This window comes from Bradyrhizobium sp. LTSPM299, assembly GCF_000938235.1.
GTDB lineage: Bacteria > Pseudomonadota > Alphaproteobacteria > Rhizobiales > Xanthobacteraceae > Bradyrhizobium.
This window is the reverse complement of sequence record NZ_JYMU01000058.1, coordinates 253,417-274,180: the sequence shown is the minus strand read 5'-3', so window position 1 is coordinate 274,180 and position 20,764 is coordinate 253,417. Positions and strand designations below refer to the sequence as shown.

Annotated in this window: 15 protein-coding genes and 1 pseudogene; 6 read left to right on the top strand and 10 right to left on the bottom strand. The window is 63.9% G+C overall.

The features are described from left to right. Positions 1-3: 3 nt before the first annotated feature. Genes UP10_RS30340 through UP10_RS30325 form a run of 4 tightly spaced genes read right to left on the bottom strand, consistent with a single transcriptional unit; the run spans position 4 to position 4,989 of the window. A complete protein-coding gene (locus UP10_RS30340) occupies positions 4-1,092 on the bottom strand; it encodes a lipocalin-like domain-containing protein (RefSeq protein ID WP_044590841.1) in 1,089 nt (362 codons plus the stop codon). Beyond that, a complete protein-coding gene (locus tag UP10_RS30335; RefSeq protein WP_044590840.1) occupies positions 1,082-3,541 on the bottom strand; it encodes an FtsX-like permease family protein in 2,460 nt (819 codons plus the stop codon). Before UP10_RS30335 ends, UP10_RS30340 begins: the two co-directional genes overlap by 11 nt. After that, positions 3,538-4,191, bottom strand: a complete 654-nt coding sequence (locus tag UP10_RS30330; RefSeq protein ID WP_082077311.1) for an ABC transporter ATP-binding protein — start codon at positions 4,189-4,191, stop codon at positions 3,538-3,540. Before UP10_RS30330 ends, UP10_RS30335 begins: the two co-directional genes overlap by 4 nt. 36 nt (positions 4,192-4,227) lie before the next feature. After that, positions 4,228-4,989, bottom strand: coding sequence for a class I SAM-dependent methyltransferase (locus UP10_RS30325; RefSeq protein WP_044590838.1), 762 nt, complete (start codon positions 4,987-4,989; stop codon positions 4,228-4,230). 243 nt (positions 4,990-5,232) lie between these two features. Between UP10_RS30325 and UP10_RS30320 the strand changes: the two genes are divergently transcribed. After that, on the top strand, positions 5,233-6,519 hold the full coding sequence (locus UP10_RS30320) for an MFS transporter (RefSeq protein WP_044590837.1): 1,287 nt from the start codon (positions 5,233-5,235) through the stop codon (positions 6,517-6,519). Between the two features lie 180 nt (positions 6,520-6,699). Next, the gene (locus UP10_RS30315) at positions 6,700-7,740 is read left to right on the top strand and encodes a Csu type fimbrial protein (RefSeq protein WP_044590836.1); all 1,041 of its coding nucleotides are present in this window, start codon (positions 6,700-6,702) and stop codon (positions 7,738-7,740) included. Positions 7,741-7,773: 33 nt separating this feature from the next. Here the strand turns inward: UP10_RS30315 and UP10_RS30310 are convergent, their stop codons facing one another. The 4 genes and pseudogenes from UP10_RS30310 to UP10_RS30295 form a co-directional block, all read right to left on the bottom strand. Next, positions 7,774-10,191 carry a fimbria/pilus outer membrane usher protein gene (locus UP10_RS30310; protein ID WP_050043850.1) on the bottom strand — a complete coding sequence of 806 codons (2,418 nt, stop codon included), beginning with the start codon at positions 10,189-10,191 and terminating at the stop codon, positions 7,774-7,776. A 16-nt stretch (positions 10,192-10,207) separates the two neighbouring features. After that, positions 10,208-10,942 (bottom strand): fimbrial biogenesis chaperone, encoded by a 735-nt coding sequence (locus tag UP10_RS30305; RefSeq protein WP_050043849.1) that lies wholly within the window; start codon positions 10,940-10,942, stop codon positions 10,208-10,210. Between the two features lie 77 nt (positions 10,943-11,019). Continuing rightward, positions 11,020-11,586 (bottom strand): Csu type fimbrial protein, encoded by a 567-nt coding sequence (locus tag UP10_RS30300; protein WP_050043848.1) that lies wholly within the window; start codon positions 11,584-11,586, stop codon positions 11,020-11,022. 243 nt (positions 11,587-11,829) lie between these two features. Further along, positions 11,830-12,111: pseudogene (locus UP10_RS30295) on the bottom strand (amidohydrolase family protein); the annotation flags it as partial. Positions 12,112-12,210: 99 nt separating this feature from the next. On the opposite strand from UP10_RS30295, the gene UP10_RS30290 reads away from it, so the two are divergent. Genes UP10_RS30290 through UP10_RS30280 form a run of 3 tightly spaced genes read left to right on the top strand, consistent with a single transcriptional unit; the run spans position 12,211 to position 16,188 of the window. Further along, positions 12,211-12,891 (top strand): TetR/AcrR family transcriptional regulator, encoded by a 681-nt coding sequence (locus UP10_RS30290; protein WP_044590834.1) that lies wholly within the window; start codon positions 12,211-12,213, stop codon positions 12,889-12,891. A 5-nt stretch (positions 12,892-12,896) separates the two neighbouring features. Continuing rightward, the gene (locus UP10_RS30285; RefSeq protein WP_044590895.1) at positions 12,897-14,771 is read left to right on the top strand and encodes an adenine deaminase; all 1,875 of its coding nucleotides are present in this window, start codon (positions 12,897-12,899) and stop codon (positions 14,769-14,771) included. Positions 14,772-14,793: 22 nt separating this feature from the next. Then, positions 14,794-16,188 carry an NCS2 family permease gene (locus tag UP10_RS30280; protein ID WP_044590833.1) on the top strand — a complete coding sequence of 465 codons (1,395 nt, stop codon included), beginning with the start codon at positions 14,794-14,796 and terminating at the stop codon, positions 16,186-16,188. A 9-nt stretch (positions 16,189-16,197) separates the two neighbouring features. On the opposite strand, the gene UP10_RS30275 is transcribed toward UP10_RS30280, so the two are convergent. Then, entirely contained in the window at positions 16,198-17,916 is a 1,719-nt protein-coding gene (locus UP10_RS30275; protein WP_044590832.1) for an N-acyl-D-amino-acid deacylase family protein, read from the bottom strand. Between the two features lie 133 nt (positions 17,917-18,049). After that, positions 18,050-19,267 (bottom strand): MFS transporter, encoded by a 1,218-nt coding sequence (locus UP10_RS30270; protein WP_044590831.1) that lies wholly within the window; start codon positions 19,265-19,267, stop codon positions 18,050-18,052. 170 nt (positions 19,268-19,437) lie between these two features. Between UP10_RS30270 and UP10_RS30265 the strand changes: the two genes are divergently transcribed. Continuing rightward, positions 19,438-20,727, top strand: coding sequence for an ATP-grasp domain-containing protein (locus tag UP10_RS30265; RefSeq protein ID WP_044590830.1), 1,290 nt, complete (start codon positions 19,438-19,440; stop codon positions 20,725-20,727). Positions 20,728-20,764 lie beyond the last annotated feature (37 nt).

The following is a 20,764-nucleotide window of genomic DNA, read 5'->3' as shown; positions in this document are numbered from 1 at the left end:
TTCTTAGTATCCGGTCATTTCAATATAGCCAATTCCGGCGTGGCTACCTGTAAAGCGGATCGGGCCTTCCCAATAGGGAAAGCTGGTGCCCATCCAGCTCTTCGGATTGAGCGGCGTGGTCTCGATCGCTAGGCCACGCGCAGGCAGGTTCACGTGCCATGAGGTCGGCAGCTTGCGGCCATCGATCTCGGTGGTGGCCGTTGGGGTGATGCTGTTGCCGGCGGCGGCGATCTCGGTCGAGCGGCCGTCGGACGTGATCCAGTTGCCGAACAGGCTTTCCCGGCCGTCTGTCTGGCGCAGCCGGTACAGCATCAGCTTTTCGTCGTTGGGCAGATGCAGCGAGAACCAGTCCCAGCCGGTCTGGTCGGGCGCCAGCGGTTGGCTGCTCCATTCGCGATCCATCCAGGCGCGGCCGGTGACATCGACCGGCTTGTCGTCGACGGTGATGCGGCCGGACGCCGCGAAGAACGGCTGGCTGTAATAATAGGACGCCTGTCCGCGATCGGATTTGCGGCTGTAGCCGTGGTTGCCTTGCAACACCAGCGAGCGATCCGCCTTCAAGCGCAACGCGTAGCTGAAATCGGCGGCTGAGGCCTTGAGCTCAAGGGGCGCGACGGTTGCTGCGTTGGATGGGTCGGCGGCGGCGCGCATCTCCCAGGCGTCGATCCAGGCGTGCAACGGCGCGGCTTCGACGCCGGCCTGACCGACGCCGCCACGCGCCAGCGTCTCGCCAAAGCGATGCGTCGTGGCGCTGGTGACGGCGGCGTGGCCCATCCAGACCTGCTGATTGGCCCAGCCTTCGACCGGCAGGCCCGGCTTCATCGCCTGCCGGAACAGCGTCCATTGCGCGCCATAGGCTGCGCCATTGGTGTCGGCAAGATTCGCGGTCACGTACCACCACTCGATCCGGAAGTCCGGATGTGGACCGTGATCGGGCGGAAACACGAGTTGCCTGCCCGGTGTGACCGTCGCAAATCCTTCGGCGCTCTCGCCAAGGCCGGCAAAGCCCTGCGCGAAGCTTTTCCCGCCAAGAGCAAGCGCCAACGCGCCGCCGGCAAAGGCGCGCCGAGTGATGAGGCGGCTAGCGCTCATTGGCAAAAATCCTGATCAGGGCGGCCGGCTGCATGCGGGCCAGTCTAGCGACCGGGAGCGCGGCCGCACAGAGCGCGGCGACAAGCGCCACCGCCAGCAGCTCGATCAGCTGCAGCGGGAACACGTGGAACGGCAGCCGCCAGCCGAACGCTCTGACGTTGACAATCGCAAGCAGGCACCAGGCGACCAGCAGGCCGAGCGGTAGCGCAAACAGCGCTGTTATCAGTGCGACCGACATGGTCTTCAACAGCTCGAGTGCGGCGAGCCGTCGCCGCGTCAGGCCGATCGCCCACAGCGGAGCAAGCTGCGGCAGCCGTGAATTGGCGAGCGTGAGCAGGCTGGTCAGCAGCGCGATGCCGGCGACGCCGAGCGTGAAGGCGTTGAGCGCTGCGGTGACCGAGAAGGTGCGGTTGAATATCCGTTTCGACTCCGCCTTCATCGTCGCCTGGTCGGCGACGTTGCGGTCGTCGAGGCCGAATTTGTCCTGCAGCGCTGCGATCAGCGCCGGGATATTGTTCCGCGCCACGCGCAGGCCCATTCGCGTCAGCGGCACTTGCGGGAAGCGCCGCGTCAGCGCGTCAAAGTTGACCGCGATCTGGCCCTTGGGATTGCCGTAATCGGCATAGATGCCGACGATCTCGAGCGGCCAGTTGCCGCCGGGGGCCGGCACTTCGATCCGGTCACCGAGGCTAAGCTTCATCCGCCGCGACAGTTGCTCGCTGACGAGACAAGTATCACCGGGGCGCAGCCTGACCCATGCGTTTGGGGCCTGCTCGAGCAACGGCCAACTGTCGCGATAGGTCGCGTGATCGGGCAGGCCGAGCACCTCGATCGGTGTATCAGCGAATTGCGTTTCGGCGCGGCCGCCGGGCAGGATTGCCTCGACCTCGGGACGGTCGCGCAGCCACGCCTTGATTTGCGTGGCCTGCGTGTCGCTTGCGGCACTGACATAGACGTCGGCGGCGAGCCGGCCATCGAGCCAGACCAGGAAGGTGCGGCTAAAGCTGTCCACCATGGTGCCGACGCCGACATTGACGGCGAGCGCGAGCAACAGCGCCATCAGCGCCAGGGACAATCCGGAGAGTTGCTGCCGGCTGTCGGCCCAGAACCAGATGCCGACCGGTTGTCGCGCGCTGCGTTCGCCGAGCGCCAGCGCAATATTCAGAATCATCGGCAGGATCAGCGCGGCGCCAAGCATGATCGCGGCGAGCACGGCAAAGCCTGCGATCAGGGAATCGCCGAACCAGATCAGCCCCGCGGCGATCGCGAACACGACGAGGGCCGCGGCGCTCTGGAACTTGAGCCAGCGCCGCTGCGCCTGCTGCCAGGCCTGCGGCTGCGCCGTCGTCAACACCGGCATTCGAATCGCCTTGGTCAGGCTCACAGCGGCCGCCGCGAGCGCGCCCACAATGCTGATGACGATTCCGGCGAGCCACCATGCCGGCTTGAGCGAAAGCTGGCCGGGGATTTGCGCGCCATAGAGCCCCCGCAGCGACGCGGCGACGTCGGGCAGCAAGGCTGCCGCAATGACATATCCGCAGACCAGCCCGATCAAGCCGGCGACCAGCGCCAGCGACACCAGTTCAATCACCAGCACGGTGTTGAGCATCCGCGCCGAGACACCGCAGGCGCGCAACGTGCGCAGCATCGGCAGCCGCTGCTCGAAGGCAAGCCCGATTGCCGAGTTGACGATGAACAGGCCGACAAAGAACGACAGCAGGCCGAACGCGGTGAGGTTGAGATGAAAACTGTCGGTCAGGCGTTCGAGATCGCTCTCCGCGCTCGGCTCGACCAGGCGGAGCTTGTCGCCGGCGGCAGCGTCCAGCGACGCCCGTGGTGCTTTCGATTTTCCGATCAACAGCCGCGAGACCTGGTCGGGCAGCTTCAGGATGGTTTGCGCGATTCCGATATCGACGACCAGCACGCCGGGTGCGAGCTCCGGCTGTACGCGCAGCGGCGGCAGCGTGATGCCGTTGGCCTGTGCGCTTGCGCCTTCGCCGAGCGCGAGATCGCGCAGTGTCTCCGGCGCCACTAGCATCTCGCCGGGCGGTGCGACGAAGGATTGCAGGCTACCGCGCGCGAGCGCCGGCGCACTGCCGACCTCGGCGGGCAAGGTCACCGGCTCGACGCCGAGCAGGCGGTAGCTGCGCCCGTCGATCTGGACGCGGCCCTCGAGCATCGGCGACACCGGCCAGCCGGCGCGCCGCAAATCGACGAACAGCTTTTGCGGGAACGTCGCGCTGTCCTTGCTCACCAGCATCGCGGTGCGCGAACCGCCGAAGGTCGCGGCGGCGCGGTCGTAGGCGGTGCGCGCCTGCTGGTTCAATGCCTGCACACCGCTCCACAGCGCGGTGGCCGAGATCAACCCGATCAGCAAGGTGGCGAGCTGCATCGGATGCCGCCGCCAGTGGCTGAGCAGCACGGCGAGCACCCACAACACGCGCCTCACGCGATCACCCCGGCATGCAAATTGACCCGGCGGTCGAGCGTCGCGGCCAGCCGCGCGCTGTGGGTGACCATCAGGAAGCCGCAGCCGGTGCGAACAACCAGATCGCGCGCGAGCCGCAGCACCTCGTCGGCGGTGTCCTCGTCGAGATTGCCGGTCGGCTCGTCCGCCAGCAGCAACAGCGGCTTCGGCGCCAGTGCGCGACCGATCGCGACGCGCTGCTGCTGGCCGCCGGACAATTGCTCGGGATAGCGCTTCAGCAGCGGGGCGAGGCCAAGCCGGTCGACCAGTTCGTCATGCCATGCCGGATCGTGCCGGCCGGCGATGCGCGACTGGAAGATGAGATTATCCGCGACCGTCAGGCTCGGGATCAGGTTGAATTGCTGAAACACAAGGCCGAGCCGGTCACGGCGCAATTCGGCGCGACCGGCGTCGCTCAGCCTGGAGACCAGCGTGTCGGCGAGCCTGATCTCGCCGCTGTCGGCGGCGTCGAGGCCTGCGATCAGATGCAGCAGCGTGCTCTTGCCGCTGCCGGATTCGCCTGTCAGCGCCACGCTCTCGCTCGCTCCGATGGCAAGATCGACGCCGCGCAGCACGGCGACATCTTCGCTCGCCGTGCGGTAGCTCTTGGTCAGGCCTGTGACGCGGAGCACGGCGGTGGTCTGGTCAGGCGAAGCGATGGCCGGGCCTCACTGTGGCTTCTGGTACTTCAGGACGAATTCGTCGATTGGTACCGGCGCCTTGAAGACGGGAATGTCCCTGGGGTCTTCGGCATGATGCAGGAAATCGCCCTCGGCGGCCAGCTTGAAGCCGGCGGCCTCGACCTCCTGCTTCAGCGTGCTTTCCTCGATCCGGTGCAGCGTCTTGGCGACGCTGGTGCCTTCGCCTGATTTGGCGGAGTGGTCCGCGATGACGAGGAAGCCGCCGGGCTTCAGCGCGGCGAACATCTTCTTGTTCATCGCGGCGCGATCGACCTCCATGTAAGTGATGTCGTGATAGGCGAAGAAGAAGGTGATCATGTCGAGGTTCGTCGCCTCTGGCGGGATCGGGTCGTCGAAGTTGCGCACCACATGCACCACGTTCTTCATGGCCGGCTTCTGCGCGCGGGTATCGAACTTGTCCTTGACAAAGCGCTCGATCACGGCGGCCGAGTCCTGCGCGTAGACCTTGCCCGAGGGGCCGACGGTGCGTGCCAGCAATTCGGTGCTGTAGCCGGCGTTGGCTTCCACGTCGAGGATCGTCATGCCCGGCTTGACGCCGGCAAAGGCCAGCATCTTGGCGGGCTGGCGTCGCTGATCGGCCTGGCGGTCGGCATCGCTGCGGTCGGGCGCGGCGACGATCGCCGCATAATCCGGGTTCGCGGCGTCTTGCGCGTGGACGCCTTGCACGACGAGCAGCGCGATGGCTGCGAGCGCGGTGCTCAAGGCCGCGCGACGAATAGATCTGTTCATGAAAATACCCCGGACTTTGACTGTCCTGAGCATAGCAGCCGGGTCATGCCAGATCACCGTTTCAATGACGGCGCGACGCGATCGTGATCGGTCGCCGCGGGCGCAAAACCGTGGCCCGGAATTCCGTGGCGAAAGCCGCTCGCCCCGCGGAAATGCGGTGTTGCGTTGCGCGGCGAGGCGTGGCTAGCATCCCCGACAGGGCCGATCTCACAGAGCCCATAACGATACGACGGGGAGCCAGACATGACCGCACAACCGACGCCTGGGAAGACCCCCGAGGGTGCCTGGAAGATCACCTTCCTGCTGTTCCTGTTCATGGTGGTGAACTTTGCGGACAAGATCGTGGTCGGGCTTGCCGGCGTGCCGATCAAGACCGAGCTCGGCATCACCCAGGAGCAGTTCGGTGACCTCGGGTCGTCCTTTTTCTATCTGTTCTCGATCTCGGCGATCGTGGTCGGCTTCATCGTCAACCGCGCGTCGACGTGGTGGGTGCTGCTGATCATGGCGGTGATCTGGTCGCTGGCGCAATTTCCGATGGTTGGGACTGTCAGCCTCACGACGCTGACGATCTGCCGAATCATCCTCGGCGCCGGTGAAGGACCGGCGGCGGCGGTTGCCATCCACGCCGTTTACAAATGGTTCCCCGATGAGAAGCGCGCGTTGCCGACCGCGATCCTGTCACAGGGCTCGGCCTTCGGTGTGATCCTTGCGATGCCCGCTCTGGGCTGGATCATCGGCAGTTACAGCTGGCATCTGGCCTTCGGTGCACTCGGCATCGTCGGCCTTCTTTGGGCTGCCGTCTGGTTCGTGCTCGGTAAGGAAGGGCCGCTGGTGCCGGTCACTGTGGCGGTCGCCGACGAGCCGCGGATTCCCTATTGGAGGCTCCTGACGTCGCGCACTTTCATCGGCTGCGTCGCTGCGACCTTTGGTGCCTATTGGGCGCTTTCGCTCGGGCTCACCTGGTTCACATCCTTTATCATCGAAGGGCTGGGCTTCAACCAACAGCAGGCCACCTACGTCTCCATCCTGCCCTGGGTCTTCGGTGCGGTGGTCGTGATCCTCACCGGCTGGATATCGCAGTCGATGCTGTCGCGCGGCTTCACCACCCGCGGCGCGCGCGGTGTGCTTGGCTCGGTCCCGCTGATTGTCGGTGGCTGCATTCTCGCTACGCTGCCGCTTGTCGCGCCCGGTTGGCTGATGATCGCGCTGCTGGTGGTTGGCTCCGGACTATGCGGTTCGATCTACGTGGTCTGCGCGCCGATGCTCGGCGAGTTCACGCCGGTGTCGCAGCGCGGCGCAATTATTGCGATCTACGGTGCGTTGTACACGACTTCCGGCATCCTGGCGCCGAAGGTGATGGGAAACGTGATCCAGCATGCCGGCACACCGATGGCTGGCTACATGACAGGCTTCTCCATCAACGCCGCCATCATGGCCTGCTCGGGTGTGATCGGCCTGCTGCTGCTATGGCCCAACACCGAGCGGGCGCGGCTGACAGGCGAACCTGCCGTGCAGCCGAAATTCGCGTAAGGCGATGGCGCAGTACCGGCTCCATTGCATCGGCGCCTCCTGCAATTCCTGCAAGCTGGCGCTCTATCTCAATTGCGCCGGCCTCGACCGGGAGTCGGTGGGGGTCGACCTTGCCGGCGGCGAGACCCGGGATAGCTTGCGCTGACCTCGACCAGTCGATCTCCTTGGGGAACGATCAACGTGGTGCGTTCGCCGGCAAATCTGAATTCCGATCTCGCGCGCACCTTCCAGCGCGGCACCACCACCGTCTGGGTATTGCTTGCCGCGATGACGATGTTCGCGTGTCGCGCGAACGCGCAGAGTTGTTCGGTCTCTGCCGCCGCCGGCAATTACGGTTCGGTCAACATTCTATCCGGTGGTACCACCGATACGACGTCGTCGTTCACCGTCAATTGTACGGGGTGCCTTTCGCCATTGGGCTGCACCTACAACGTATGCGTCCAGTTTGACCAAGGGTCGCCCAACAGCAATTCCTCGATCCGGTACATGGGGAGCGGGGCCAATACAATTCAGCATGAACTCTATTCTGACGCCGCACGGACCCAGGTCTGGGGCTCCTGGGGTTATGGAACCTCCCAATACGGCGCGGCGGGAGTCAGTCTCAATTTGACCATTCCCCTTCTCTCCAACGCTTCTCATAATTTCACCGTCTATGGTCGAATCAAAGCCGGGCAACAAACAGCCGTTCCGGGAACCTATACCTGGAACACGACCTCGCCCGCGCTTGCCGGGGCTGCATACCTTCTTGCTAGTCCAAACTGTTCGGCCAACCCGGGAAATTTCGTCAATGCCGGTTCGTCGCCCTGGGTGGCCACCATCCTGGCGAACTGCAATCTGTCGGCCACTCCCCTCAACTTTGGAAGCGCATCGCTGCTGACATCGAACGTGGATGCGGTCGCAACGCTCACGGTTCAATGCACCAACACAACCCCCTATTCGATCGGCCTGGACAGCGGAGCCAACGCGAGCGGCAGTCAGCGCCGAATGCTCAACGGTGCATCGAACCACATCAGCTATAATCTCTATACGGATGCCGCGCGTTCTGCGGCCTGGAGCACAACAACATCGGCGTCCAGTTGCACAAATGGAGCGGGGACCTGCGTGCTTGGGACCGGCACCGGCTCCAATCAGAATGTAACCGTCTATGGGCGCGTGCCCCCTCAGGTCGTGCCCGCGGTCGGAACCTATTCAGACACGGTCATAGCAACGATCACGTTCTAGACGTGATCCGGAAGAATCACGCGGAACGGGCCGTCAGCGGCACACAACCGATGCAATCTGAACCTGCTCGCCTGGTCGCGCGGTGAACGGGAATTCCGCACCACATGAGCCGTCGGGTGTTTCAATCGACGCGCGATTGGTGTCTCCGAGGTCCCTGATGAATGCCTGGCCATCATACCCCACGATGAATTCATTGCCGCCGTCGATTCGGCCTCTGGCTCCGGCCGGCACAAACCGCCCGTCAGGCCGTACGAAGGTGACAAGGGCAGACGAGCGGTCACTGCGGACCTGAAATTTAACCAGTGTTCCGGCGCGGTCGGCCGGGGTGACAACCTCGTGCGTGCTCTCGATCTCGGCATCGACGGGAAGATTGACCGGATCGACCTCGATCTTGTTTGTCTGATAGGCGCGAAGTGTGGGGACCAGCAGCATGCCCTGGGAATCGGTCACGCCGGCGGGACGGTTTTCGTGGAGAACCGTCACCCCGGGAACTCCGACGTTGACGACCGCAAATCCATCGTCGACCCAGTTTGAAAGAAATACGTCACCGCCCATCGAGGTAATCGACCCGCGCAATTCCAACGCGGCGCTGGTGCCTGAATTGGTCTGACTGACACCCGCCTGGATCATTCCGTAGTTCGATCGGTAAGACACGGCTGCCAGACGATCGGTCATTGCCCCGTCGGCTTCACGCACGCGCCAGCCGTAGCTGCCAGGTTCGGGCCCGAGCGATTGAACCGCATCGACACTGCCGGTGATACCGCCTGGTCCCCTGGAGACCCCGGTCGAGACCGAAGCCTGCGGGCCGATCGGAATAGTCAATCCGGCAAATACTCCCGTGTTTTTTGTGGTTCCAAAATCACGGAATATGGTCGCGAAAGCGGATGCGTTGAACGGTAATGAGCGTGTGACGGTCGCCGTCGCAATATTCGAAAGCGTTCCGGAACAGTCCAGCAAATGAATGAAGCTCGCGCTCACATTGGTTTTTTCGTCAAGAGGAAGCGGTGGGCTGAACGTAATTCGGTCGAGCGCAAGCGGCGGCCGAGCGCTGGTGTAAATCGCAGCGTTCGCCGCTGCGGTACTGCTGGCCGGCAGCGCCGCGAAGTAGCTGGGCGATAGATAATTGAAAAACCCGGAATAGTTTTGCAGCGGATTCAACGTGTAAATCGAGAGCCGGGCGGTTGTCGAAGCGAGATCTTCGTACGACCCGAACGTGTGCTGGGAGCTCGCCGAGATGCTCAATCCAAACAAGCGGGTCTCGTAAAAGAAATAGGTCTGGAGTCCTGAATTTCCGTTGCCGGTGCTCGCCGACAGGGCCGCACCGGCTACTCCGAAGGCTCCCGTTCTGATAACCGCCCCGGCTCCGCCATTCGCAAGACCGGAAGCAGCCTCGACGTGGCCTTCCAGTGTCATCCAGTCGAAGATCCCACGGCGCAGAGTTGCCGAACCAATCGGCGAATTCACATAGACATCCGTATCCGAGCCATAAGAGAGGCGAGGTAATCCGGCTTCCACCGACCATGCCGTCAGTTCCGGGGCCAGCAGATTCGAGGACGCATAAAACGGTGACGTCGATCTTGTTTCATGACCAGCAGCATCGCGTATCACCAACTCGGCGCTACCGGAGCCGGAAATGAGCGGAACGTTATTTACACTGAAAGGACCCGCGGCCACTTCCTGGGTAAAGGTCTTCATGTTGTTGACGTACACATCGACTGTCGAGGGCACCGCCGCGCTGCCGCCCAGGGAAGGAAGCGGCATGGTGACGAGGTCGGGTCGCAGCAGGAAGTTGCTTTGTGCCTGAAACCCGCCGATCCGAACCGGACGCGACCATGCGAGGCCGCCGTTGATGGTGTCACCTGCGACATAGGTGATCATCCTCTGTTGATCGGAATATCGAAACGAGGTGTCGAGCCTGACGAAATCGGTCGGTCGACCGGGACCGGAGCGAACGATCGCCGATTGTTGAAATGTGCCGTAGGGCGAAAACACCCGGCCGTCGAGAGTCAAGGAATTGCCGTTGGAAGCGTAAAAGCTGCGCACGTCGCTGGAAGAGCTCAGCAAATCGTAGTTCAGGACACTTCCCCAGGCGGCCTGCGTTCGAACCAATGATGCGGCAGGTGCTCCGCTCAGGTCGAAGGTTTGACCGATGCGATATCGGTTATCCACCGTGATTCGAATGGTCTGGGTGCGTTCCAGATAATCGTAGGATACGGTCGGAATATCGTCGAGCGGGACGATTTCATCCGGATTGTGAGACCCGCTGAGACGAAGGCCGATTTCCTTCAGTTCCTGCGGCGTAGCTCCGATTCGATTTTGATCAAGAACGACGAAGCTCGCGATCATCTTGATGGAAGCGCCGTTGATGACGACGTCAAGCTGCAGGTTTTTCCGCTCCTCGTCGGCACGCGATGGACTCGAGCTAACCACGGCTCCGACCACGGCCACCATAAGAGCGGCAATGATCCTATTGCAGACCATCTGACGACTGGGCGATCGCACTCACTGGACCCTTGTTGCTCTCCGCCACAATCGACATGGATCCCCTGACGTCAAAGCCCGCCGGATGGCTCGGCAATATCCAGCTTTTGGCGGACTGCCCGAGGACATAACCCGCCAGACCGTTTCCGTATGAAATCGTCGCTCCCGCCGAGTTGCGGACTCGCAACGACGCAATACGCAGGTGCTCGCTTCCGGCGTTGCTTGCGGTCAGAACCAGCTTGTTAGCCTCACGCCGCAGCGTCCAGGAGACGCTGGCGGGTCGAAATTCGCGGGCCCGAAAGAAAACCGGGATCGATTGCCGTATCAGGACATTGACCGACCGGTTTTGCTGCCTGACGGCGCTTGGCAACTGATCCACGATGACACGATAGTTTTCCTCAGCCGCTACCGGCTGCTTCGATACCCGGACTATTCGCACCACGTAATCGGTTCGCGGCGCCAGGGTGACCGATGGTGGCGAGGCGACAACGTCGGTTGCCGGTTCGAATACATCGTTGCCGTTCGACTGCGACCATCGAACGACCCGCGTTTGCACGACAGCCTCGACGTCGTCGTCATTGCGAAGGGTCAGAACGCCGGCCGCGACTGGCGCGCCAAGTTCAAGCAGCACCGGCTCGACATGGAGTTGGGCGGCCAGCGAAGGCCGAAGAATGAGGCATACCCCCGCGGCTACCCACCAGAGCCTGCTTTTGACTGTCATCCGATGCTCTCTCTCTATGCACGCGGCCAATTTGCCCGGTCGTCGAATGATAGCCTTCTGACCCGGATTGCCTCTGGTCAGAATGTGATCGTCATCGTGACCGTGTCGGTGTAGGTGCCTGGTGGAGGAGCGGTCGCCGTGGTTGGGACGACGCCGTAGATATTGACGGTTTGGGCGGCGCCGTTGCCGGTTCCGAGAAAGCAATCGCCGGCTGTCGTACAGGTGGTCGAGTTGGTCGCGGTAGACCAGGGCAACGTATGTGCCGCGTCAACGTACAGATTGTAGCTGAGAAAGTTGGCTCCGCTGATCATGCGACGCTGGCTGCCGGATGCGTTCGAACCATTGTCCATCGCGATCGAGTAGGGACTTCCGCCGGTGCAGGTGACCGATACCGTTGAACTTCCATTGACGGCTGTCGTGATCAAGGTGGTTCCGGATGTCGACGCAAAGATGAGCGTCGCTGGATTGATCGTGCAGGCCGCGGTGATGACGATCGAAACGCTCAGGGTCGCCGTTGAGGTGCCGGCCTGGGCCACAACAGGCCCTGTCGCAAAAAGGCAGGCGACAATGCCCATCAAGACGATCGACGGCGACGAGCGACGATACCGTCTCGCGCGCAGGGGGAATTTGAATGGCTGCTTCATGTCGAGCTGCCCAAAAACAATAACGGAATCTAAACTGTGACGACCGTTATGGTTAACGTCAGCGGTGAAGATTAGGTATACGCTTTGCTGTCTCCAGCAGGCGGTCCTTATAAGATTTTATGATGCCATCAGAAACGATGATGCCACAGAAATTGGCTCGGAGAGCCAGCCGGGATTGAACGATCCAGGGGATGGAAAACCGGGTGACAGGCGTCAGTTTGCGGCGGTTGTCCTGCGCGATCTCTAGTTCAGCATCCCCTGCGCGCCGCGCACGAGCTTGCCCGGCCTTGCGCCGGTGGCCTTGCCCTCGCGCTGCGTCACCGCGCCGGACACGATCGTCGCGTCGTAGCCGTCGACCTGCTGCAGCAGGCTGCGGCCGCCGACCGGGAGGTCGTAATGCACCTTCGACGGATGCAGATGCAGCCGGTCGTAATCGATTACGTTGACGTCGGCTTGAATCCCGGCGGCGATTACGCCGCGGTCGGTGAGCCCGACCGAGAGCGCGGTCTTCCGCAATTGCACCGCCGCGCGTGATCGCGACTGCCCCGCCGCGCTTATTCCCACAGCATCGTTGCCTCAAATCTGGCGTTGACGCCCCGAATTCACTGATGTCATGATTATGACATGAGTGCAGTCAAGCGACATAGCTCCGGTCTGCGGGATGAATACGCGGCGTTGACGCGCCAGCGCATCGTGGCGGCCTTTGTCGCCTCGCTCGAGGAGGGCGCCGCCGACGATGTTCCGATGTCTGATGTCGCTAGGCGCGCCAAGGTCGCGGAACGCACCATCTACCGGCACTTCAAGACCCGCGCGGACCTGCTCGCCGCCGCGGGCGAGTGGATCGAGGACAACGTCTTTGGCTACGTCCCGTTCAGCTCGCCGGACGAACTGCCCGACATCTTTCGCAAGCTTTGCAAGCGGTTCGATCGTCATCCCCATCTTGCGCGTGCCATCGCGCTCACCCGTGTCGGCCGCGCCATGCGCGTCGACTTCCGGCGCCGCCTGATTGCACGCCATCACGAGGCGATGGCGCCGCTGACCCGGCACCTGACGCCGAAGGAGGTCCGCCAGGCAGAGGCGCTGGCGGCTTATCTGAACAATGCGCTGGCCTGGAACGCGCTGCGCGAGGATTTCGGCATGTCCAGCGCCGAGATATCAGATGCGATCGAATGGGCGCTGACCACGCTGCTGAAAGACGTTCGCCGCCGTGACGCGCTCGCCGCGCGAGAGGTCGCTCAAGGCAGCGGCCAATCGTCCCGCAAGCGCGCGGCGGCACGAAAGAAAACCAGCGTAAGCGCAGGATGACGACCATGGCATCTGCAAGCTCGATCCCGGACGACCTGCTGATCAACGCAGCCGATGAGATCCGCATCCGGCAGGATCTGGTGCTGACGGCGCTTGGCCGCCGTCCGGCCGATCGCGCCTTGCGGGTCGGGCGGCTGCTCGATGTTCATAGCCGCAGCTGGAGCGAGGATCAGGAGATCGTCTTCAAGGGCCGCCGCATCGCCTGGGTCGGGCCGGCCGGCAGCTATCCCGGCGAGGTCCGCGAGCGGGTGCACCGGCCGAATCTTTCGGCCGTTCCGGGCTTCGGCGAGGTGCACAAGCACATCGAAAGCTCGCATCTGACGCCGGAATGGGAGGCGGCGCTGGTGCTGCCGCGCGGCAATACCTGGACCTGCGAGGCCAGCCACGAATTCTCCAACGTCAACGGCGCGCGCAATCTCGAATTCTGGTTCGAGGCCCGCCGGCGCGGCTCGCCGTTGAAGATCTTTCCGCAGCCCGGCTCCGCCGTACCGCCCACCGCCTATGAGTGGGGCGGCGGCTGGTATGGCGGCAAGGAGCAGGCCGGCTTCATGGCCGAAAGCCTGATGGTGACCGGGCTCGACGAAGTGATGGACTGGCCGGCGGTGTGGAATCCGGACAACCCGTCTTACAAACGGATCTGGGCCATGATCGAGGCGACCTTTGCGGCGCGCGGCGTTGTCGAAGGGCATGCGTCGGGCCTGCGCGACCTGCCGTCGATCAACGCCTTCGCCGCGGCGGGGCTCGCCTCCGACCACGAGGTGCAGACGCCGGAGGAAACCTGGGACAAGCTGACGCGCGGTCTGTTCATCGAATTGCGCGTCTACGCCATGGCTGAGATCGTCGCCTGGTTGCTCGCGAAGGGGCTGCAGGACTGGTCGCAGATCGCGTTCACTACCGACGACCGCAGCGCCAGCCACACGCTGGAGCAGGGCGCGACCGACCACAATGCGCGGGTCGCGATCGAGGCCGGCCTTGCGCCCGAGATCGCGATCCAGTGCCTCACCATCAATCCAGCGCGGCACATGCGTCTCACCCCCTATGTCGGCAGCCTGTCGCCCGGACGGTTCGGCGACGTCGTGCTGCTGTCTGACGTCGGCAAGCTCGGCATTGCCGAGGTCTGGGCTGACGGTGCCCCTGTGTCGGACGGCACGCGTTACATCGGCCCTGTGCCGGAGATTCGATGGCCCGACTGGGCGACGAAGACGGTCAACGTCAATCGCAAGATCGAGCCGCAGGATTTTGCGATTGCCGCGGAGCCCGGGCGCGAGACCATGAAGGCGGCGGTGATCCGGCCGTTCCACTGGCATCCCGATTTCTACACGCTCGATCTGCCGGTGCGCGACGGCGCCGTGCAGCGGGATGAGAGCGAGGCCATCACCAAATTCGCCATCGTCGATCGCTTTTCCGGCGACGGCCGCGTCTCGAAGATGTTCTGGCGCGGTTGCGGACCGCGTACGCCGGATTCTGCCGTCGCCTGTTCGGTCGCGCACGACAAACACAACATCTGGGTCGTCGGCTCCTCCGATGCCGCGATGGCCAAGGCGGTCAATGCGCTCGTCGAATTGCAGGGCGGCTGGGCGCTGGTGCGCGAGGGAGAGCTCGCCGCCACGGTGCGCTTCGAGGTTGGCGGCCTGATGAGTTGCCGTTCCGCCGAGGCGCTGGATGCCGACATGCAGGCTCTCTACGCCGAGGGACGCAAGGTCGACTGGATGTACGAGCCGACCTTCCGGCCGCGCTGGTATCCGGGATTTCCCGAGCGACTGATGTTCGCGACCCTGACCTGCGCGCCGTGGAGCTGGGTGTTGGTTGCGCCATGCGAAGCGGCGCCGCTCGGCTTTATCAACGTGCAGACCGGCCAGGCGCATCCGGTGGTGTGGTGACGGCATCAATCGGAGCAGTGGGATGAACGAGATCACATCGCAGCCGCTGGCCTCCGATCAGGCCGCGCCAAAACCCGTCGCCGCAGGCGCGCTCGACGGCTTCTTCCGCCTGAGCGAACGCGGCACCAGTGTCGGGCGCGAGGTGATGGCGGGTGCGACCACCTTCGCGGCGATGGCCTATATCATCGCGGTGAACCCGGCGATCATGTCCAATGCAGGAATGGATCGCGCCGATCTGGTCAGCGCCACGGCGCTCGCGGCGATCTTTGGCTGCGTGCTGATGGGGCTGTCGGCCAATCTGCCGCTCGCGGTGGCGCCGGCGATGGGCTCGAACGTGATCTTCACCTATGTGATCGTGAAGCAGATGGGTATGCCCTGGCAGGGCGCGCTGGCCATGGTCGCCTTCACCGGCGTGCTGTTCCTGATCCTGAGCCTTTCCAGGCTGCGCGAACGTGTCGCCAGGGACGTTCCGGAGGCGCTGAAGATCGGCATTCAGGCCGCGGTCGGCACGCTGATCGTCTTCATCGCGCTTCGTGGCGCAGGTTTCGTGGTGCAGAGCCAATCGACCTATATTGCAATGGGATCGTTGCGTAACCCGGCAGTCCTGTTGACGCTGGCCGGTTTGCTGTTCACGCCGGTTCTGGTGGCGCTGCGCGTTCCCGGCGCGCTCATCCTGTCGATCGCAGCCCTCACCCTGATCGGTTTGTTCGTTCCCGCCGCCAACGGCAAGATGGTGACGTCGGTGCCATCAGCCATCATGTCCTGGCCACGATGGCCGACCTCGACCTTTATGGCGCTCGATGTCGGTTACCTCTTCTCCCACTTTGTGGTGACCTTGCCGCTGCTGTTCTATTTCCTCTGCGCCGAGTTCTTCTCGACGCTCGGCACGCTGATCGGCGTGACCGGCGCGGCCAATCTGCGCCGGCCCGATGGTTCTATACCCAACGCCACCGCGGCGTTCGCGACCGATGCGACCGCGACGATCGTTGGTCCGATGCTCGGCACATCCGTCGTCACGGCCTATATCGAATCCATCACCGGCGTGCAGGCGGGTGGGCGCACCGGCCTGACCTCGCTCACGGTCGCGGGCTTCTTTTGCCTCGCTTTGTTCTTCTGGCCGATCTTCGTCATCATTCCCCCTCAGGCGACCGCGCCGGCGCTGGTGCTGGTCGGCGTTCTGATGATGCAGGGTCTCGCCCGCATTGACATGAACGAGCTCGGCAATGCGGTGCCGATCGTGCTGACGCTGTTGGTGACCGTTCTGACCAACAATCTGATCAACGGTATGGCGCTGGGGACGCTGAGCTACATCCTGCTCGAAGCCGCCATGGGGCGCTCGGTGCAGATTCCCGCAATGGTCTGGGGCCTGGGCGTCGTGTTCATCCTCTACGCCGTCGTAACGGCGCAGATCATGTAGGCTGCGCGCTCACTCCAAGCCCTGCGCGCCGCGCACCAATCGGCCCGGCCTTGCGCCGGTGGACTTGCCGTCGCGCTGGGTGACCACGCCTGACACGATTGTCGCATCGTAGCCGTCGACCTGCTGCAGCAGCCGGCGGCCGCCGACCGGGAGGTCGTAATGCACCTTCGGCGGATGCAGATGCAGCCGGTCGTAGTCGATCACGTTGACATCGGCCTTGAAGCCCGGCGCGATCACGCCGCGGTCATAGAGCCCGACCGACAGCGCGGTCTTGCGCGATTGTGCGGCGACCACGAACGGGATCGAGAGCTTTTCGCCGCGAGAGCGGTCGCGGGTCCAGTGCGTCAAGAGATAGGTTGGGAAGCTGGCGTCGCAGATGATGCCGCAATGCGCGCCGCCGTCGGACAGGCCGGGCACCGAATTTGGATCGCGCAGCATCTCGCGCGTGGCGTCGAGATTGCCGTCGGCATAGTTGAGGAACGGCACGTAGAGCATGCCGCGGCCCTCGTCAGTCAGCATCGCATCATAGGCGAGGCCTTCCGGCTGCACGCCCTGGCGGCGGGCTTGCGCGCCCAGCGTATTTTCCGGCGGCTGCTCATAGTCCGGTGGATTGCCGAGCAAATAGATCTTGTCGTAGTTCGGCCGGAAGAACAGCGGATCGTCGGTCGCGGTCGCATGCTCGCCGAGGATCGCGGCGCGCAGCTCCGGCTGACGCAGCCGCGCGACGCGTTCCATTAGCGGCAGATGCGCGATTGCCTTGTAGCTCGGATGGGTCTGGAACGGGTTGCGTGACAATTCCAGCCCGAGCATCAGTCCCACAGGGCGCGCGGCGATTTGCGCCGTGATCGACAGGCCGCGTTTCGATGCTTCGGCGATGGTGTCGAGCGTCTGCCGCCAGCGCTGCGGCGCCTTGTCGTTCTGCGTGATCGAGAACGATACCGGGATTTTGGTGGTCTCAGCCACCCGCAGCATCATCGGCAGATCTTCATCGAGGGTGGAAAGATCGAGCACGAACTGGAACACGCTGCGGCCGGCGTTGTGCATCGCGCCCGCGATTGCGGTCAGTTCGTCTTCGCCGGCTTTCAGGGTCGGCGTGTAATCGCCGGTCGAGGTGCGGTGGTTCAGGGTGCGGGAGGTCGAAAACCCCAACGCGCCTGATCGCACCGCATCGCTCGCGAGTGTCGCCATCGCCCTGTTGTCATCTGAGGTGGACGGATCGCGGCGCGCGCCGCGTTCGCCCATCACATAGACGCGCAGCGCCGCATGCGGCAGTTGCGCGCCGACATCCATGTCGAAATTGCGCTTCGACAGCCACTCCATGTAGTCCGGAAAACTCTCCCAGGCCCAGGGAATGCCGGCGCTCAGCACCGGCTCCGGAATGTCCTCGACGCCTTCCATCAGCTGGATCAGCCTGACGTGATCGCTCGGCCGGCACGGCGCGAAGCCGACGCCGCAATTGCCCATGATCGCCGTGGTGACGCCGTTCTGCGACGACGGCGTGATGTCGTGGCTCCAGGTCACCTGGCCGTCGTAATGGGTGTGGACGTCGACGAAACCGGGCGTCACCAGTTTGCCCTTTGCGTCGATCTCTTCCTTGCCCTTGGCCGTCACCTTGCCGACGTCGCTGATGCGCCCGCCAGTGATGGCGACATCGGCTTCATAGAGATCGCCGCCCTTGCCGTCGGCAACGGTGCCGCCGCGGATCACGAGGTCAGGGGTCGAGGTCATGGCGCGTCATCCCGTGGCTGTTCTTGGTTGGCACGCATCATGGGTGACGCCCTGATGCTGTCAACCGCCGGGGATGAGGCTCTGGAATGCGCCTGTTTCTTGTTTCGCGTGAAGAAACGCGCGAAGCGCCGGGCTAGGCGGTCGCGGGAATTTGGGCGGGCTTGCGCTCGGTGACCAGCGCCAGCAGCACCGTCAGCACCATGAACACGACTGAGGCGCCAAACACCCAGTGCGGCATGTGCTGGTCCATGATCCAGCCGAACAGCAGCGGGGCAAAGATGCCGCTGAAATTGAAGCCAGTGGAGACGATTCCGAAGGCGCGCCCCGCCGCGCCAGGAGGCGCCGCGTTGCGCACCAGCATGTCGCGCGACGGTGTGATCACGCCGCCGAGGAATCCCGCCACCGTCAGCAACGCCGTCAGCAGTGGCGAGGGCAAGGAAGCGATCGCAATCACCAACATGATCACCGCATTGATGCCGAAGGCTGCGGCCGCGACCTGGCCGTGGCGGTGGGTGCGGTCGGCGAGAAAGCCTCCAGCCAGCACGCCGATGGCGCTGGCGGCAAGAAAGGCGGTCAGCGCGACATTGGCGGTCGCGAGATCGACGCCATAACCGCTCATCAGCGCCACGATGCCGAAATTGCTGATGCCGGCATTCGACAGGCCGAGCAGCATGAAGAAGATCGTCAGCATCATGATGGCGGGCGTCACGATGTTCTGCTTCGGCGCTTCCGCGCCGGCCGCCTTGCGCTCGGCGGCGCTGGTATCGGGCACGCCCATCGCGATCAGCAATAACGCCACCAGCGGCCCGATCGCACCCGCCACGATCAGCGCGCCGAGGCCACCGACCGTCGCGACAAGCGCCAGCATGATCGCGGGCGCGACGGCGCCGCCGAGGAAGCCGGCAAAGGTGTGCACCGAAAACGCTCGGCCCATCCGCGCGTTGTCCATATGCGCGGAAAGAATCGCGTAATCGGCCGGATGATAGACGCTGTTGGCGAGCCCTAGCACCACGGCGCTGACGATCAGCGCGGGATAGCTCAGATGCAGGCCGAGCCCGATCAGCGCACAGCCACCGACGGCAAGGCCGATCAGCAGCACTTTCCGCGCGCCAAAATGGTCGGTGAGATAGCCGATCGGCGCCTGGGTCAGGCCGGAGACCAGGCCGAACGCGGTCAGCGCGAAGCCGAGCTCGATATAGCCGACGCCGAGCTGTTCCTTCAGGAACGGAAACAGCATCGGAAACACGAAGATGTAGAAATGGCTGACCCAATGCGCGATCGAAATCCCCGTTAGCGTGCGCAGCGCGCTGTCGGCTTTCGTTTGCTGCGGTGCAGCCAGAATATCGACCATCTCAGAGAAAACCCTGTTTTTAACAGCCCGGCGGGGCGGGGCGAAAATAGAGGCTGACGGCTAATTGTCCATAAACGCCGGTGCATGGCTGCCCCCGATGCGGGCGCCGAATCGGCCCATGCGGCATCAAAAGGCGGCGACAAAATGCGGCGGCGCGGCGATGATCAGCCATGATCGACGCCAGCAAACCGCTCCGGGTGCTCGTGCCAGAGGGGTCCAGCACCTCCGCCCGCGAGGCGATCACGATCCTCGGGTTGGCCGGCCATCATGTCGAGCTCTGCGATCCCTCCCGCTGGTGCCTGGCGCGCACTTCTCGCTTTGTCCGCAAGTTCCACCATTGCCCCGGGCTGCGCACCGATCCGGCGGGCTTCCTGCGCTTCGTCGAGCGGCTGTTGGCGTCGCAGCATTTCGACGTGCTGCTGCCGACCCACGAACAGGGCTTTTTGTTCGCCCGTGTCGGCGCGCAACTGACATCACGCGTGGCGCTGGCGCTGCCGGATTTCGCCGCCTACCGCACCGTGCACGGCAAGGCCGGCTTCAGCCGGCTGCTCGATCAACTCGGCCTGCCACGACCGCCGACCCGGATCGTGCGGTCCGCCGAAGAGTTGCGCGCGGCGGTGCGGTTCCCATCCGTGGTCAAGACGTCGGTCGGCACCGCCAGCCGCGGCATCTGGTTCGTGCGTGACGCCGGCGATCTCAATCGCGCGCTCGGCGATCTCGAATCGGGCGCGGATTTTGCCGACGAGGTGCTGGTGCAGGATTTCATCGCGGGCACCACCGAGAAGGCGCAGTCGATGTTTTGCCGCGGCAAGATGCTTGGCTTCCACGCCTACCAGCAGGTCGCGGCCGGCATCGGCGGCGGCGAGGCGATCAAGCAGAGCGTCAGCCGGCCCGCCATCCGCGGCTATATCGAGACGATCGGCGCGCATCTCGGCTGGCACGGCGCATTGTCGGTCGATGTCATCATGCCGCTCGACAGCGACACGCCGCTTCTGATCGACTGCAATCCACGGTTGGTCGAGCCGATGAATGCATATCGTGCCGGCACCGATCTCGTCGATCTCTTGCTGCGCGTCTCCCGCGGTGAGATTCCGGCGTCGCTTGGAGAGAGCCGCGCGGGCGTGCGGACGCATCTTGCGATACAGGCGCTGCTCGGCAGTGCGTCACGCGATGGCACGCGGCGCGACATCATCAGGGAATGCGGGCGAATCGTGATGGGCCGTGGTGCCTACCGGGACAGCACCGAGGAACTCACGCCTGTGCGGCTCGATTGGCTCAGCGCCGTGCCGCTGGCAATGACAGCGGTGTTGCTGCTGGGGTCGCCGCGGATCGCCACCCGCCTTGCGCGCGGTGGTTTCGGTGCGCATCTGCTCGATCGCGCGAGTATTCGAGTGATCGAGCGTGAGGATTTTCTGCGCGATGCCTCAACGGGTCGTCCCGGCGAAGGCCGGGACCCATAACCACCGATGCTTGTCGCGAAGTGAAGTGTGGCCCCAG